The organism is Enterococcus devriesei, from assembly GCF_001885905.1.
GTDB classification, from domain to species: domain Bacteria; phylum Bacillota; class Bacilli; order Lactobacillales; family Enterococcaceae; genus Enterococcus_A; species Enterococcus_A devriesei.
The window spans coordinates 389,041-404,404 of sequence record NZ_JXKM01000003.1 but is presented as its reverse complement, the minus strand read 5'-3'; the positions used below and the strand labels follow the sequence as shown (position 1 = coordinate 404,404).

The 15,364-nt window shown below is 42.2% G+C and carries 16 protein-coding genes; 12 read left to right on the top strand and 4 right to left on the bottom strand.

The window, feature by feature from the left end; all coding sequences use genetic code 11:
- Positions 1–455 precede the first annotated feature (455 nt).
- The gene (locus RV00_RS06585) at positions 456–857 is read left to right on the top strand and encodes a hypothetical protein (protein ID WP_071861806.1); all 402 of its coding nucleotides are present in this window, start codon (positions 456–458) and stop codon (positions 855–857) included.
- A 59-nt stretch (positions 858–916) separates the two neighbouring features.
- Positions 917–1,219 (top strand): DUF5960 family protein, encoded by a 303-nt coding sequence (locus tag RV00_RS06580; protein WP_071861805.1) that lies wholly within the window; start codon positions 917–919, stop codon positions 1,217–1,219.
- 64 nt (positions 1,220–1,283) lie between these two features.
- On the opposite strand, the gene RV00_RS06575 is transcribed toward RV00_RS06580, so the two are convergent.
- The gene (locus tag RV00_RS06575; protein WP_071861804.1) at positions 1,284–2,459 is read right to left on the bottom strand and encodes a NupC/NupG family nucleoside CNT transporter; all 1,176 of its coding nucleotides are present in this window, start codon (positions 2,457–2,459) and stop codon (positions 1,284–1,286) included.
- 391 nt (positions 2,460–2,850) lie between these two features.
- Between RV00_RS06575 and RV00_RS06570 the strand changes: the two genes are divergently transcribed.
- From RV00_RS06570 to RV00_RS06555, 4 genes are all read left to right on the top strand, one after another.
- Positions 2,851–3,489, top strand: a complete 639-nt coding sequence (locus tag RV00_RS06570; protein ID WP_071861803.1) for a GntR family transcriptional regulator — start codon at positions 2,851–2,853, stop codon at positions 3,487–3,489.
- A gap of 269 nt (positions 3,490–3,758) precedes the next feature.
- Positions 3,759–5,102, top strand: coding sequence for an FAD-binding oxidoreductase (locus RV00_RS06565; RefSeq protein WP_071861802.1), 1,344 nt, complete (start codon positions 3,759–3,761; stop codon positions 5,100–5,102).
- Between the two features lie 213 nt (positions 5,103–5,315).
- The gene (locus tag RV00_RS06560) at positions 5,316–6,512 is read left to right on the top strand and encodes a quaternary amine ABC transporter ATP-binding protein (protein WP_071861801.1); all 1,197 of its coding nucleotides are present in this window, start codon (positions 5,316–5,318) and stop codon (positions 6,510–6,512) included.
- On the top strand, positions 6,505–8,229 hold the full coding sequence (locus RV00_RS06555; RefSeq protein WP_071861800.1) for an ABC transporter permease/substrate binding protein: 1,725 nt from the start codon (positions 6,505–6,507) through the stop codon (positions 8,227–8,229). The genes RV00_RS06560 and RV00_RS06555 overlap by 8 nt, the downstream gene beginning before the upstream one ends.
- 50 nt (positions 8,230–8,279) lie before the next feature.
- On the opposite strand, the gene proC is transcribed toward RV00_RS06555, so the two are convergent.
- Positions 8,280–9,092 carry a pyrroline-5-carboxylate reductase gene (gene proC / locus RV00_RS06550; RefSeq protein ID WP_071861799.1) on the bottom strand — a complete coding sequence of 271 codons (813 nt, stop codon included), beginning with the start codon at positions 9,090–9,092 and terminating at the stop codon, positions 8,280–8,282.
- 145 nt (positions 9,093–9,237) lie between these two features.
- Here proC and RV00_RS06545 point away from each other — a divergent pair, with 145 nt between their 5' ends.
- From RV00_RS06545 to RV00_RS06530, 4 genes are all read left to right on the top strand, one after another.
- Entirely contained in the window at positions 9,238–10,197 is a 960-nt protein-coding gene (locus RV00_RS06545) for a helix-turn-helix transcriptional regulator (RefSeq protein ID WP_071861798.1), read from the top strand.
- Positions 10,190–10,501 carry a hypothetical protein gene (locus RV00_RS06540; RefSeq protein WP_071861797.1) on the top strand — a complete coding sequence of 104 codons (312 nt, stop codon included), beginning with the start codon at positions 10,190–10,192 and terminating at the stop codon, positions 10,499–10,501. Before RV00_RS06545 ends, RV00_RS06540 begins: the two co-directional genes overlap by 8 nt.
- A 62-nt stretch (positions 10,502–10,563) precedes the next feature.
- Positions 10,564–10,911, top strand: coding sequence for an iron chaperone (locus tag RV00_RS06535; RefSeq protein WP_071861796.1), 348 nt, complete (start codon positions 10,564–10,566; stop codon positions 10,909–10,911).
- A gap of 284 nt (positions 10,912–11,195) precedes the next feature.
- Entirely contained in the window at positions 11,196–12,086 is an 891-nt protein-coding gene (locus RV00_RS06530; protein WP_071861795.1) for a sulfite exporter TauE/SafE family protein, read from the top strand.
- Between the two features lie 48 nt (positions 12,087–12,134).
- Here RV00_RS06530 and RV00_RS16655 read toward each other — a convergent pair whose 3' ends face one another.
- On the bottom strand, positions 12,135–12,800 hold the full coding sequence (locus tag RV00_RS16655; protein WP_071861794.1) for a hypothetical protein: 666 nt from the start codon (positions 12,798–12,800) through the stop codon (positions 12,135–12,137).
- A gap of 304 nt (positions 12,801–13,104) precedes the next feature.
- On the opposite strand from RV00_RS16655, the gene RV00_RS06520 reads away from it, so the two are divergent.
- Together RV00_RS06520 and RV00_RS06515 are read left to right on the top strand one after the other, a co-directional pair.
- Positions 13,105–13,524 (top strand): MarR family winged helix-turn-helix transcriptional regulator, encoded by a 420-nt coding sequence (locus RV00_RS06520; RefSeq protein ID WP_084133247.1) that lies wholly within the window; start codon positions 13,105–13,107, stop codon positions 13,522–13,524.
- Positions 13,525–13,602: 78 nt separating this feature from the next.
- Positions 13,603–14,976: an MATE family efflux transporter gene (locus RV00_RS06515; RefSeq protein ID WP_071861793.1), complete on the top strand. Its 1,374-nt coding sequence runs from the start codon at positions 13,603–13,605 to the stop codon at positions 14,974–14,976.
- Positions 14,977–15,051: 75 nt separating this feature from the next.
- Here the strand turns inward: RV00_RS06515 and RV00_RS06510 are convergent, their stop codons facing one another.
- A complete protein-coding gene (locus RV00_RS06510; RefSeq protein WP_071861792.1) occupies positions 15,052–15,339 on the bottom strand; it encodes a hypothetical protein in 288 nt (95 codons plus the stop codon).
- Between the last annotated feature and the right edge of the window lie 25 nt (positions 15,340–15,364).

The window sequence follows — 15,364 nt, the reverse complement described above, 5'->3', positions numbered from 1 at the left end:
ATGCGGTCGCGTTCTTCAGGTATTATGTTGGGCTCTGTCTTTTTCTTTGTTTCGTTTTTCTTGGATAATTTACTTGGACATCCTTTCGGTTTTGAGAGTTCATTAATACCTTCCGTACGGAAGGTACGCATCCAATTGGCAACTAACACAGGGTTGTTAATTTTTAAATGATTGGCCACTTCTCGATAAGCATTAACCTATTTACGAATCTGAGTCGTACCTTTAACGTTATATTTATTGGTGTGACAACCCATTCACCCTTTACCCTCAAGATGCTCTTGAACAATTTTCATTTTAAATTCAAAACTGTATTTTGCCATAAGAATAGCAACCTCCAAAAGTTAGATTTTTGGTCTAACTTTTGGAGACGCTTCATCCTCAGCCTTTTTTGAGATTAAATGAGCTAAGAAATGGCCTAGTGAATGCTATAATAATCCTAGAAAAGAGGAGATGTTATGAAGCTGACGATCTCAATGGATCTTTTGGAAAAAATGTTTTATTATGTTTCTCCCGTGAAGCCTGTGTCCACGGTTCCTTTGATCTACGCGACTTTTTTAGTAGACAAGGATCAGCTCGCCTATACGACGGAGAATGAAGCGAAGTTTGCGCGAAAAATTGAGCGCTCATTCAAGGCGGCGTTTCATGAGGTGATTGAAAAAAACCGAGCCTATGGTGAAATGCTTGATCAAGATACACTGTTATCACCACAGGAACATGCAAATCAGCAAGGAAAATTGATCGACTCGATCATAGTCGCGCTTCAGCAATATCCTGAGTTAAAGTTGATTCGCTTAGAGTTGGCGGGAAGTTGGCCGCTGTTTCAAACCGAAGCGGGCCGGTTAGATTTAACAGAGTAAACTGGGTTATTTAGTAACTGAATGACAAAAGATTAAGAGCATTTGAAAGGGTGAAGAAAATGGAAATGACATATTTTGAAGGACAGGCAGCTTTTTTTAAGGATTATCAAAAGGTCGCAAAGGCAGAAAAAATAGATCAGCAGCAGGTGATTGATGCGGTCATGAATGACTTGAACAAGCCGACACCAGATGACAGCTTATCCTATATTTTACCGGGATCTGAAACAAAAACAGGGCACTCGGTACGCTTTCCTTTCCGCAAAGAATTAATTGCAACGGACAATGAAGCGACTGTTTCCACCCAATTTTTCTACGAAGGTTCGCCTTATGAGTATGAAGTATTGGAAGATGAACAATTATAAGCGCGATCGCGCCGGATAATCAAAAGGGATCAGGGCTGTATTCAGCCCTGATCCCTCTTTCATTTTAAAAAATCAAACCCGTGATAATCGCGCTTAAAAAGCTGACGAGACTTGCACTTAATAGAATTTTCAAGCCGTGCTTGGCTACCAGATTGCCTTTTTCTTCATTCAAACCTTTCATCGCACCGGAAATGATCCCAATCGACGAGAAGTTTGCAAAGGAAACTAAGAAAACGGAGACGATGGCAGTCGTCCGTGGAGAGAAATGCCAATTTCCTTTGGCTAATTCGGTCATGGCGACGAACTCGTTGGTGACTAATTTAGTCGCCATCAAGCTGCCGGCATCAACGGCTTCTTTCCAAGGAATCCCAGTAATGAAGGCCAATGGGGCGAAGACATAACCAAGAATCTCTTGGAAAGTCAGTCCTGTGATCTTAGCGAAAATGAAGTTGATCATCGCGATCAAGGCGACAAATCCGATCAGCATCGCCGCAACGGTAACTGCGACATGGAAGCCGTCTAAAATATATTCCCCGAGCATTTGGAAAAAGGTTTGTTCTTTGTCCTCTTCAATCACTAATTCATCGTTCTCCAATTGATAAGGATTAACGATGGAGGCGATGATAAAGCCACCGAATAAGTTCAATACTAAAGCCGTAATGACATAGCGTGGTTGAATCAAAGCCATATAAGAACCAACGATCGACATGGAGACTGTTGACATTGCTGAGATACTCATCGTCGTTAGGCGTTGTTCTGACAAGGTCGGTAATTCCTTTTTGATGGAGATAAAGACTTCCGACTGTCCTAAAATCGCAGAAGCGATTCCGTTGTATGATTCCAGCTTGCCCATGCCGTTGATTTTACTTAATGCCAGACCGACACCTTTCATAAATAACGGCAAAATTTTAATGTAACGCAAGATTCCGATGATCGCAGAAATAAAGACGATCGGCATCAGAACGTTTAAGAAAAAGGGGAAGCTACCTTTGTTGGCAATTCCGCCAAAGACAAAGTCCACACCCGAACCGGCAAAACTTAGCAAAGCATCAAAAACGCTGGCCAAACTACCAACGATCTTGGTTCCCACTGATGTACGTAGTAAAATAAAACCTAATAAAAATTGCAAGACCAGCATGATCAAAAGCGGTGTAAAACGAATCTTTTTCCGATCATTGCTGATTAGAAAACTTAATGCCAGGACCAGTCCCAACCCAATAATACCCATTAAAAAATGCAAACAATCACTCCTGTTTCTATTTAATTTTTTTTGCGCTAAATAGATCGGCACAAAAAATAATCTGAACCAGTCTAGCCTTTTTTTGACAAAAAGGCGAAAGATAGCAGCGAAAAAAGTGCTTCTATGAAAAAAAACTAAAAGAAAAAGCACTAACATCTTCATTTAAGCGGTCATAGAATGGTTACAGCTTTTCTAAAAAAAATATGCTATGCTTGAAAAGAATTCTGCAAAAAAGGTAAGTTCCGTTTTTCGCAGTGTGCAGTTCTAATAGGCTGTTCTATAGTAGTTAGTCTGACGGCGTTTGCCGCTTTACCGGAAGGATCGATCCGGTAAGAATCAGACTCATTTTTTGAAAAATAGAAAATATTTAGACGAACTAGGAGGGGTCGAAATGGAAGGGGAAAACAAGAAGCGGGTCTTACTGCCTCGGTACCAACAAGTAGCGGTGGAGATCGCCGAACGGATCGCGGACAATCGCTATCGAGTAGGCGAAAAAATTCACGCTCGTTCTACGCTGGCTAGTAATTTCAATGTTTCACCAGAGACAGCTAGAAAAGCCATCAATGTCTTAGTTGACCTTGGCATCATGGAAGTTCGTCATGGCAGCGGTGCTTATGTACTTTCGCGAGAAAAAGCCAAAGTCTATTTCGAAAAATATCAAGACGTTCAATCCGCCCAAGAGATCAAAAATGATATTCAAACCAGTATTGAAAATCAAAAACAAGAATTAAATAATATGACGCAATTATTGGATCAATTATTTGCGCAGACCAAGCGGGTTCACAACGTCGCACCCTTTGTTCCTTACGAGCTGACTTTAACAGAAGCAGCGGAACATTTAGAACAGACCGTCAATGAATTAAATATTTGGCATGAGACGGGCGCAACCATTATTGCGATTCAGCAAAAAGAACAGCTGCTGCTATCACCAGGCCCCTACGCCAAAATTTGCGTAGGCGACACCTTGTTCTTTGTCGGTAATGAGCTGGTGCTGCAACGCATGCAGCATTTATTTTATCCAGATAAATAAAGCTAATAGAACCTGTGACAAAACGTTTGTCACAGGTTCTATTTACGTATAAACGGTGAGAAGCAGCTTCTTCGGCAATAAACTGAAATTTCTTGAAGCTGATCACTTCTGCCTCGTTCTCCGGTAGCTTATTTTGTTTAAAAGGCAAAATATTAAGAAATGATAACGCTTTCTGAATTACAAAAGTTATTTTTTTACTATTGGTTCTCTCCATGAGACACTTTGTTAACCCTTAATAACTTTTTGAATTTACGAACGGAGGATTTACCATGGAGAAAAAGCTACCAGAATTACCACATTCACTGAAGGATGTTGCAGTATTTCCAGAAGACCCTCGCTATGATGATGTTCGTTCAAACGATTATAAAGTAGGCCAGCCCAAAATTGTCATTTTAGCAGAGAACGAAGAACAAGTCCGAGACGCGATCACCTATGCTGCTAAGATCAAACAAGGGGCAGAATTTCCCTTTTCTGTCCGCTGCGGTGGTCATGGACTATCCGCGACTTCCGTGAACGACCAAGGAATGATCTTAGACCTCTCCCGGATGAATCAGATTCAAGTAATTGATAAAGAAAAAGGCATTGTTAAAATCCAAGCCGGTGCCCTCTGGTCAGATGTAGCGACCAAGCTGCTAGCCGATCAATTAGTGATTTCAAGTGGGGATCATGGTGATACCGGTGTCGGCGGCTTGGCGGTATCCGGTGGGATGGGGATCATTTTACGTTCTTTTGGCTTGACGATCGATCGGGTCATTGGCGGAACACTGATCACGGCGGACGGTGAACGACATGAGCTTGATGACCTGAATGAGCCGGAACTTTTTTGGGGCATTCGTGGAGGCGGCGGACAATTTGGTGTAGTAACGGAATTTCTTTTTCAAGCGGATAAAGTGACCACAACCGATTCGGAATTTTCGATTCCTATGGTCATTCAAACCATCAATTATACGATCACGGATCTTTATGGCTTTACGCAAGCGTGGCATGCATGGTTCAAAAATTCTTCAAATAAATTGACGAGTATTCTTTTGCTTAACAAAGGTGCAGATCAAACGATCACGGTACAGACGAGAAACTTTTGGTACGGCGAGGAAACCCCTGAAGCAAGAGCGGTGCTGGCTGAGGCTCTTCATTTAGGCAACGTTTCCGCTAAAACAGAAGTAGCGATGAACTACGCCGATTTCTTTCCCGATGAGCATGCCCGCATTGATGGAAAAAATACGGCTTTTGGGAAAAATACGTTGGTAACAGATATTCCGCAAGCAATAGCGGCCGAAATGGAAAAACTGCTGGAGCCGCCTTTTGTCTATGGCGTAGAATTGCGGGCACTCGGCGGAGCGATGAATGATAAAGCCGCCGATTTCAACGCATGGTCTTTTAGAGAAGCAGAGATTATGATTGCCTATTGGGTCAATCAAGCACATGCGGATGAAGCGCTTCGGCTTTTCCAACCGATCCAGGAATTTGGTCAAGGTATTTATGGCGCCTATTCAAGCGATACGAGTACGGCGGAAAATCTCCGCGTTTGGTCTAACCAAACCGCGGCTAGATTAAAAAAATTGAAACAAGTATACGATCCAATGCATTTCTTTACTCAAAATCGAGAAGTCTAGCTGATCCTTGTAGCGAAAAAATCTAAGCAGAAATGCTTAGATTTTTTTGCTTTGAATTTGTTTTCCTGAAAACTTTCTGCATCATTTTTGACAAAGTGACCACACCGTGTTAGTGTTGTATGGTCACTTTTTCAGTGAGAGCATTTTTTAATGCAGATGAAATTTGGTTTCGCGAACGAGGTTCGTAAAGCTTTTTAATAAGGAGGATACATTTTGAGTAAAGTTAAGGTTGAACATCTGACGAAAATCTTTGGTAAGAAGCAGCAACAAGCCCTTGCGATGATCCAAGAGAATCGCAGTAAGAACGAGATCGTCGAGCAAACGGGTGCGACAGTTGGTGTGTATGATGCCAGTTTTGAAGTCAATGAAGGAGAAATATTTGTGATTATGGGGCTTTCCGGTAGCGGAAAATCCACGATGATTCGTTTGTTAAATCGGTTGATCGATCCAACTTCTGGTGAGATTTATATTGATGGTGAGAATATTGCCCAAATGGATAAAGAAGCACTGCGGGAAGTGCGCCGCCATAAAATCAATATGGTCTTTCAAAATTTTGGATTGTTTCCACATCGAACGATTTTAGAAAATACGGAATACGGACTTGAAGTCCGGGGTGTACCGAAAGCGGAACGTCAAGCCAAGGCGGAGCAAGCCTTAGACAACTCCGGTTTGCTGACCTTTAAGGATCAATACCCTGATCAATTATCCGGTGGGATGCAGCAGCGGGTCGGTTTGGCGCGGGCCTTAGCCAACGATCCAGAAATCTTATTGATGGATGAAGCCTTCTCAGCGTTAGATCCATTGATTCGCCGTGAAATGCAAGATGAGCTATTGGATTTACAATCAAATGTGCAAAAAACGATTATCTTCATTACCCATGACTTGAATGAAGCCTTACGGATCGGTGATCGAATCGCCTTGATGAAGGACGGACAAATCATGCAGATCGGTACGGGGGAAGAAATTTTGACCCATCCAGCCAACCAATATGTCCGCGACTTCGTGGAAGACGTGGATCGTTCAAAAGTCCTGACTGCGCAAAATATCATGGTACCGGCTTTGACGACCAATATCGAAGTCGATGGTCCAAATGTGGCCTTGAACCGAATGCGGAAAGAAGAAGTCAGCATGCTGTTAGCCGTTGACCGCAAGCGTAAATTAAAAGGCAGCCTGACGGCGGATAAAGCCTTAGAAGCTCGGAAAAATAATCTAACCTTAAAAGAAGTCATTGATAAAAATGTCCGCCGTATTCCTAAAGACATGCTGGTGACCGACATTTTTAATCTGATTTTTGATTCGCCAGCTCCTTTAGCTGTGGTTGAAGGCGACCGCTTAGTCGGCGTTGTGATTCGCGGCAGTGTCTTAGAAGCGTTGGCAAATACAGAAGAAGAGGTGACGACGAATGTTTAGTTTTTTACAACAAGCTTTACCCGTTGCAGATTGGGTTGAAAATTTCACCGACTGGTTAACTAGCACCTTCGCAGGATTATTTTCAGCATTGCAACAGGCCGGACAATTTTTGATGGATGGCATGACGGGAATCTTAACAATGATTCCGCCACTCTTATTTATTTTAGTTTTGACAGTTGCCGCATTTTTCATCTCCAATAAAAAATGGGGATTAACCAGCTTTACCTTGATCGGACTATTATTCATTTATAATCAAGGTTTATGGATGGATTTAATGAGTACCGTTACGCTTGTGCTTTTATCTAGCTTGCTATCGATCATCATCGGGGTACCGTTAGGGATCTTGATGGCGAAAAACGAGACGGCGAAAAAGATCATTACACCGATTTTGGATTTCATGCAGACGATGCCTGGTTTTGTTTATTTGATCCCAGCCGTTGCCTTCTTTGGAATCGGTATGGTGCCAGGGGTCTTCGCGTCAGTGATTTTCGCCTTGCCACCAACGGTCCGTTTTACGAATTTAGGGATTCGTCAAATTCCAAAAGAGTTAGTCGAAGCTTCTGATTCATTCGGTGGTACTGCCAAACAAAAATTATTCAAATTAGAATTGCCGTTAGCTAAAAGTACTATTTTAGCCGGGATCAACCAAACAACGATGCTGGCTTTATCAATGGTAGTAATCGCCTCAATGATCGGTGCTCCCGGTCTAGGACGTGGGGTCTTATCTGCCTTGCAACGAGCACAGGTCGGAAATGGGTTCGTCAATGGTTTAGCACTAGTTATTTTAGCAATCATCATTGACCGCTTTACCCAAAATATCAATAAACCGAAACAACAAGCCGCTGAAAAAATGCCGAAGAGCAAGAAGAGAAAATTGGGTATTGCAGCCGGTGTGGTCGCTGCTGTTGTGTTGTTGGCGTCATTTGGTTTTGGCGGGGCGTCTGAGAAAACCAAAGGTACGATCAATCTTTCTTACGTGGAATGGGATACCGAAGTCGCTTCAACCCACGTTGTGGGAGAAGTATTGAAAGAAATGGGCTACAAAGTCAACACGACCCCATTAGATAATGCGATTATGTGGGAATCCGTTGCAAAAGGCGAATCGGATGCAATGGTTGCGGCTTGGCTGCCAAATACCCACAAATCACAATATGCCCAATATAAAGATCAAGTCGATGATTTAGGCGTCAACTTGAAAGGTGCTAAAGTTGGAATCGTCGTACCGGATTATATGGATGTAAATTCCATCGCAGATCTATCCGACCAAGCCAATAAAACCATCACCGGGATTGAACCTGGTGCGGGCGTTGTCAATGCGGCGGAAAATACGGTGAAGGCTTATCCAAACTTAGCGGATTGGAAAGTTTCAACCTCTTCTTCTGGAGCAATGACCGTCGCACTAGGCCAAGCAATCAAAAACAAACAACCCATCGTAATCACCGGCTGGTCACCCCACTGGATGTTTGCAAAATATGGTTTGAAATATTTAGAAGATCCTAAAAATGCGATGGGCTCAGCCGAATCGATCCACACTATGGCTCGCCAAGGTCTAAAAAAAGACCAGCCCGAAGCTTATAAAGTATTAGACAACTTCCACTGGATCCAAAAAGATATGGAAAGTGTCATGTTAGCAATCAACGAAGGTGAAGATCCATCGCAAGCAGCGAAGGACTGGATCAAAGATCATCAAAAAGAAGTTGATGAGTGGAAGAAATAAGATAAGAGAAAATTGCTGGTCGATATGATCAGCAATTTTTTTGTGGCTAATTATTTCTTTCCTAGTTCCTCGTCTTTTCGAATCGTCGCATCGATTCCCTTGATAACGGTCGAGATAAAGGCGTTGTCTTCTAACTCCACGATCCCTGCGACTGTCGTTCCGCCTGGTGAGCTGACCCGATCGATCAAGGTCCACGGATTTTCTTGACTAGTGGCCAAAGTTTGAGCGCTGCCTAGAATGGCTTGGGTCGCCATTTCTAGAGCGAGATCCTTTGGCAAGCCATTCTTCACTGCAGCCCGAGCGATTGAGTCGATAAATAAGAAGGTATAGGCTGGTGAACTGCCAGCGATCGCAGTAAAGATGGAGAAATATTTCTCTTCTAAAGGCCAAGCTTTCCCTACAGCGTTGAAGAGATCAATGATTTGTTTAACATCTTCCTCAGTCGCGGCACTGTTTCCGCAGACTGCCGCCGCCCCTTCACCAACCATGGCGTTCATATTCGGCATGACTCGGACGATGCGGATCGGCTGATCGGTCTCGAAAACGTCATATAACGCAGCCGTGCTAGTTCCCGCTGCGATAGAGACGATCAGTGGATCATTGGCAACGATCGCTTCTTTGGCTGCTAACAAGACTCCTTTAATGACATTCGGTTTGACTGCTAGGATCAACGTGTCGACAGTTTGAATAACGGCTTGCGGGTCTTTCAGCGCATGCGCGCCGATTTTTTCCGCGAAGGCTTGGACTTTCTCCGTTGCGATATCATATAAATAAATGTCTTCTGGATTGCTGAAGCCCTTTTGTACGATTCCTTCCACGATTGCCGTGGCCATGTTGCCGGCACCGATAAAACCAATTTTCATAATAAATCCCCCTTAGAAGTGTTTGAATCTAATGTAATGAAACGCTAAAAATGCTACAATCAATAAATAAATTATATGCTGATAAGCAGCTGTTTGAAATAGTGTAGATAAAGAAAAAAGTGTTCGATTCTAAGGTGGTGGAAAAGTGAAGGTAACGGAGCAGCAATATGATCAGTTTTATCAGTTTTTGGAAACATTGGATTGCTATCTTGTTGAGGATAAAGAAATGAAAAACGAGGTCCGGCAGTTTGCGGAAAATCCCAAGCGTGAGATCGCGGCTTTTGTAACGCGCAAGAGTGAACAGCGGATCGAAGTTTCTTCGGAATTTATTCGGGTATTCTATGTACTGAAAGGTTCGGTTGAGGTGAAACTTGATACCTCTGAAAGACGGCTTGATATGGGTGGATTAATCTTGATGAATGGTGCGGCGCGACTTTCTTTTCAAGGAGACCAGAACGCGGAAGTCATCACGTTTTATTTTAAAGCTAGCTATTTCACCGATTCATTATTAGGCCAATTTTTTGAAGAACCGCTGTTGTATCGCTTTTTTATCGAGGCAATAAGTTCAGAATTTTTAGGAGTTAGCCGCTATTTGGTGTATGATTTTGCGACATTAACGGATATTCATTTTTATACGTTGCTGTTGTTAAAACAGGTGGTCAAGATGGCTTATTTCAATAATAAGGTAACGAAGGCGGCCTTTGTACTGCTGATTGTTGAGATCAGTCAGGCCGAGACGGGACATCTTGTTGCCAGAGACAGCTTCGTGTCCAGCGGTCAATTAACGGAAGAAATTTTAGCCTATATCGATGTCCGCTTGGAGCAAGTGACACTAGAAGAGGTCGCTCAGAAATTTCATTTTCACCCGAATTATTTGTCGAGCTTATTAAAGGAAAAAACGGGGCAGGCCTTTACGGAGATCGTATTGCTGCGCCGCATCCAGCGTTGTAAGCTCTATTTAGAGCAAACAGATCTGACTATCCAAACAATTGTCGAACGCTTAGGCTACAAAGATAAGGCCTTTTTCTATAAACGTTTCAAGCAAATCGAAGGCCTTACCCCGCGTCAATATCGAGAAATTCAGGAGGAAAAAACCAATGTATGAAGATATTTTTGCTGACGTTCAACTGACCGTCGTAGAACAGCCGATCGAGTGGCTGGAAAACTTGCCTCTTTATCGCGGTCATTTGAAGGAACTTCCATTTATTACTGGCGAAGGTTCCTCGAAAAAAGCGCTGTACCGTCAATTAGCGGAGCAGTACCAAGAATACGTCGCGTTGAATCAAGTGGAGGAAGAAAAGGACGAAGAAATGACCTCTTCTTTATTAACGGCAGATCAATTATTGAAATATTATGATGGTGAGACCTTTGACGGCTTTTCTTTAGGGGAGAACGTGAAGGAAGAATAGAGCAGTTTTGTATCCCTTTTCAACCTTTTCCGCTAGACTAAAAGAAAAAAGGACGTGAAGCGATGACAGCAATCGAAGAATATATCAATGAGGCTGAAAAAGATCAGCAGCCCAAGCTAAAAGAAATTTATCAAGTAATTAAAGAAACGGTTCCACCCGAAACGAAAGAGAAGATTTCTTACCAGATGCCAACCTTTTATTTAAAAGAAAATCTGGTTCATTTCGGGGCAATGAAAAAGCATATCGGCTTTTATCCGACACCTAGCGCTATGGAAGCTTTTGAAAAACAATTAAAGGACTACAAAACTTCTAAGGGAGCCGTCCAGTTTCCTTATGACCAAGATTTGCCAATTGATTTGATTAAAGAAATGGTGCGCTTTCGTTTACAAGAAGTCATGGAAGATCAATAAATGAAGAGCTGTAAGGAGGTTGGGACAGAAGTGTTCAGCTTCAAGAAATTTTGGCTTATTTCCGAAGAAACTACTTCTGTCACACCGTTTATACGGAAATAGGAGCTGAGACAAATTAATGTCCCAGCTCCTTTTTTTGTGTGAAGCTTAGCACTTTTTATAAGATTTATTTGACGAATATCATCAAATTGTTATTTAATTTCAGTCAAAAAGTATGTGAATTGTTGTACCATCTTTACAGGTAAAAGAGCTTTCATTCAATTAAATATTCAAAGGAGAGAATTATGGTACAGATTTTATTGGGACTTTTAGCAGTCCTCTTGGTTTACTATCTTTTTTATTTTATTCGCGATTTGGTTGCGGAACGAAAAAATTTAGGCGGCGGGAATTGGCTCGTTGCCGGGTTGATCGGATTGGTGACGGACGCGATGGACACGCTGGGAATCGGGAGTTTTGCACCGACGACGATGCTATTAGAAACGACGAAGCAATTAGACAATGATCGTCAATTACCGGGAACATTGAATGTTTCTCACACGGTACCGGTGATTATTGAAGCGTTCATTTTTATTACGGTAGTAAAAGTAGCGCCGTTGACTTTATTTTCGCTAGTCATTGCCGCAATTGTCGGTTCTTACATTGGTTCGAAAACGGTCAGCAAGCTGCCTGAGAAAAAAGTCCAATTTTACATGGGAATCGCCTTGATCGTCACAGCCGCACTAATGGCGCTAAAACAATTAGGATTATTGGATCTATTAGGAACAGGCAATCATTTAACCGGTTTGACGGGTTCAAAATTAATCATTGGTATTATCGGTAATTTTATTTTGGGCGCCTTGATGACGATTGGAGTAGGACTTTACGCACCGTGTATGGCGTTGGTTTATATGCTTGGCTTAAGTCCGTTGGTGGCTTTTCCAATCATGATGGCTTCATGTGCAGGTCTAATGCCAGTTGCTGGTACAAACTTTATTAAATCGGGGGATTATTCTCGTAAAGTTAGTTTGGGGATTACGATCGGTGGAATTATCGGAGTAATCATCGCGACGCGCTTTGTCACCGGGTTGAACATGAACGTTTTGACATGGATTGTTATCGTAGTCGTGCTTTATTCCGGTTTTACCTATATTCGTAAAGGGAAGCAGGCCTTTGCGGGGAATTTGAAGAAGAGCTAAAAACGAAGCCACTGAAAAGTTCACTTTTCAGTGGCTTTATTTTTTTAATTAATAACACTTCGCACAGGCGGTTAATCCGCGACCTTGTGCTTCCTCTAGTGTAGCGGGGCTGTAAGTGCCGTTGCCGCACTTGTGCGTATGATATTTGCTGCCTGTCGGTGTGACATAAACGGTCTGACCTTGAGCCGGCTGGGCTGCTTGCTGAACCTGTGCTTCTTGTTGGGCACGAGCATCCGCCTCTGACTGTGCTTGAGCCGCGACTTGTTGCTCTTCCGCTTGTTTTCTTGCAGCTGCTTCTTGTGCGACGCGCTGTTCTTCTGCCTTACGAGTCGCTTCTGCTTCTTCTGCAATTCGTTTTTCCTCGGCCTGTTTGGCAACCTCCGCTTGTTCCGCTGCTTGTTTCTCGGCGGCAGCCTGAGCTTCTTGTTCTTTGCGTTGCTGTTCTTCTTCGGCTTTCTTCGTATTGGCTAATTCCCTTTGTTTTTGCTCTTGCTCGGCGTTCTGTGTTTTTTCCTTCGCCGCTTTTTCTTTTTCAAAAGAATTCACGGTCTTCTCTAAAGATGAGACGGTCGCCTTTAAGTCTTGATTGCTTTTTTCCAGCGAGCTGATTGTTTGCGACTGACTGGTAGTGGTTTCATTAGTGGCATTGTCACCACAACCAACAAAAGTCAATCCTAATGCGAGAACAAGTCCTAACTTAATAAATTTTTTCATATCCGTTCCTCCTAATCTGATTTTTTTCGGGGAAAATAATGATCAAACAACAAAAAAAGTTTTATTATAAATAAATTATACTATAATTAAGTTTTTGTTAGAAATAAAAATGATTTTAGATGGATTAAATACAATGAACGATATTTATTTAGGAAGAATGAGTTTTTCTTCAACCTAGAATAGGTTAATAAAGTTAGAACTCTAATTTTTAGAAAACGAATCTTTTCCGTTGACTTTTATTTTAACGGCGTGTATATTCTTTTCGAACAGTTAGATATCTAATAGTTAGCGAGGAGGAATTCTTTTGGATAGAATGGTCGTTTCCAATCTACTGCGCTCGATTATGCACAAATCTCGTGAATTGATGAAAGATCGTGCGGAATCGTTAGGTGTCAGTCCGCAACAAGCTCGAATGATTGCGTATATTGCGCAGAACGAAGACAAAGGCTTGATCCAAAAAGATTTAGCGGAAGTCTTTCAACGACGCGGTGCCAGTATTACCAGTATGCTGCAAGGCTTAGAAAAAAAAGGGTATATCGAACGTCGAATTCCAGCCGATAATGAGCGGCAAAAAAATATTTATGTTCTTCCTAAGGGAAAAGCGATCGTCAATGAAACCAATGAGGCGTTTTATGCGGCGGAAAAAGAATTGGTCAAAGCGCTAGACCCGGAAGAAGTGCAAGAATTGACCGAACTGCTTAGAAAAATCGACCGCAGTTTATAAGAACAAGCAGCGCAAAACTGCTTGCACCTAAATAGTTAGAATTCTAACTATTATAAATGAATAGAAGAAGGTAGTATCATGGAAGAATTTGAAGTCAACGAATCGAATATTTATTATTTAAAGGAAAGTCCCATTCGCAAAGCCATCGCCCATTTGTCGATCCCGATGATGGTGGGGATCTCAGCCACGACGATCTACAATTTGATCAACGCTTATTTTATTGGTCGGATCCATGACACGAATATGATGTCGGCGATTACGTTGGCGATGCCGATCACGATCATTTTGATGGCGGTCGGAAATATGTTTGGTGTCGGTGGCGGCAGCTTTATTACGCGGCTATTAGGCAGCGGGGATACTCAGAAGGGGAAGAAAGTCGCTGGCTATTCCTTTTACACAAGCATTATTCTTGGGTTGGTTATCGGAGCAGTCGCTATCTTATTTATGACACCGTTTGTTCACTTACTTGGCGCCGACGGACAAACACTGCTTTACACAAAACAATATTCAACGATTTTATTTGCTGGTGGATTTGCCTTTATTCTGAACTTTGCCTTGGAGCAAATGGTTCGCTCAGAAGGCGCCTCAAAGGAATCGATGTATGGAATGTTTATTAGTGTGGCTGTTAGTATTGCGCTGGATGCGCTATTGATCTTGGTTTTTAACCTGCATGTGATTGGGGCCGGAATCTCAACAGTTATTGCCAATTTGGCTTCCACCGCTTATTATGTTTGGTTTTTAGAAAATAGAAGCGAATCCTTGAAGGGCTTCTTGAAACATTTCAAACTTTCTTTTAGCGATCAATTAGAAGTCTATAAAATCGGTGTTTCAGAACTGTTTAAATCAGCCTTTATGATCGTAACAACGTTATTGTTGAACAATTTTTCAGTTGAATATGGCGATAATGTTGTCGCCAGCTTCGGGATCGCGGTGCGGATTACACAGTTGCCTGAATTTTTGACGATGGGTCTATTTTTAGGCGCCATGCCGTTATTTGCTTATAGTTTCTCCGCCCACAATACCAAACGTCTAAAAGAAGCGTTGAAAGAAGTTTCTTTATGGATTGGTGGTATCTCAATCATTTTCGCGGTCGCCGTTTATCTCTTCCGAGTGCCCGTACTAAGCGTATTTACTAGCGACCCTCGCGTAGTACAAGTTGGTTTAACGATTTTAGCAGCACAATTAGTTTCTTCCGTCTTTAACGGATTCTCGGGTTTATTTACCGGAATCTTCCAATCCTCAGGTTTTGGCGCTCAAACGGGAATCATGTCTACGATCCAAGGAACCTTTTTCATTCCAGTCGTTCTTTTACTGCACCATTTTTATGGTTTGAACGGCTTGATTTGGTCAATGACTATTACCGAAGGGATCGCCTTTATCGCTGGTACAATCATGATGATCCCTTACTTGAATAAATTAAATAAAAACGAATTACCAGCGATGCAAGAATAATCAACGGGTGAATAAAAAAAGAACGTGCTATTAAAGGAAAAGAAATCCTTTAGTAGCACGTTCGTCTTTAAAAAATTATTCTGTCTCGTCATTTTTTTCTGACCAATGCAAGGCGAGATAGTATCCAGTAATTCCCATACCTAGCAAAAAGCAGGCTGCATCAAAGCTATTGATGTCTGGCTTGAAGAGTGCAAACAAAATAATCACCACTAACCAATTCGTAATCGCCCACAAGACATTCGTTGGAGCGGATGCGAATGTTTTCCAAGGAACAGGCCATTTTTCTGCGGTAATCCCTTTGACAAAATGGGGGATGCCGTTTGCGAAGATCATTCCTAGAACGATACAAAAAATTGAATCCATCGTCATCTTCTCCTCTCATTGCTAT

Excerpts from the sequence above, each read along its gene's own strand:
- RV00_RS06585 (WP_071861806.1), top strand. The coding sequence starts at position 456 with ATGAAGCTGACGATCTCAATGGATCTTTTGGAAAAAATGTTTTATTAT.
- RV00_RS06580 (WP_071861805.1), top strand. The coding sequence starts at position 917 with ATGGAAATGACATATTTTGAAGGACAGGCAGCTTTTTTTAAGGATTAT.
- RV00_RS06570 (WP_071861803.1), top strand. The coding sequence starts at position 2,851 with ATGGAAGGGGAAAACAAGAAGCGGGTCTTACTGCCTCGGTACCAACAA.
- RV00_RS06565 (WP_071861802.1), top strand. The coding sequence starts at position 3,759 with ATGGAGAAAAAGCTACCAGAATTACCACATTCACTGAAGGATGTTGCA.
- RV00_RS06555 (WP_071861800.1), top strand. The coding sequence starts at position 6,505 with ATGTTTAGTTTTTTACAACAAGCTTTACCCGTTGCAGATTGGGTTGAA.
- proC (WP_071861799.1), bottom strand. The coding sequence starts at position 9,092 with ATGAAAATTGGTTTTATCGGTGCCGGCAACATGGCCACGGCAATCGTG.
- RV00_RS06540 (WP_071861797.1), top strand. The coding sequence starts at position 10,190 with ATGTATGAAGATATTTTTGCTGACGTTCAACTGACCGTCGTAGAACAG.
- RV00_RS06535 (WP_071861796.1), top strand. The coding sequence starts at position 10,564 with ATGACAGCAATCGAAGAATATATCAATGAGGCTGAAAAAGATCAGCAG.
- RV00_RS06530 (WP_071861795.1), top strand. The coding sequence starts at position 11,196 with ATGGTACAGATTTTATTGGGACTTTTAGCAGTCCTCTTGGTTTACTAT.
- RV00_RS16655 (WP_071861794.1), bottom strand. The coding sequence starts at position 12,800 with ATGAAAAAATTTATTAAGTTAGGACTTGTTCTCGCATTAGGATTGACT.
- RV00_RS06515 (WP_071861793.1), top strand. The coding sequence starts at position 13,603 with ATGGAAGAATTTGAAGTCAACGAATCGAATATTTATTATTTAAAGGAA.
- RV00_RS06510 (WP_071861792.1), bottom strand. The coding sequence starts at position 15,339 with ATGGATTCAATTTTTTGTATCGTTCTAGGAATGATCTTCGCAAACGGC.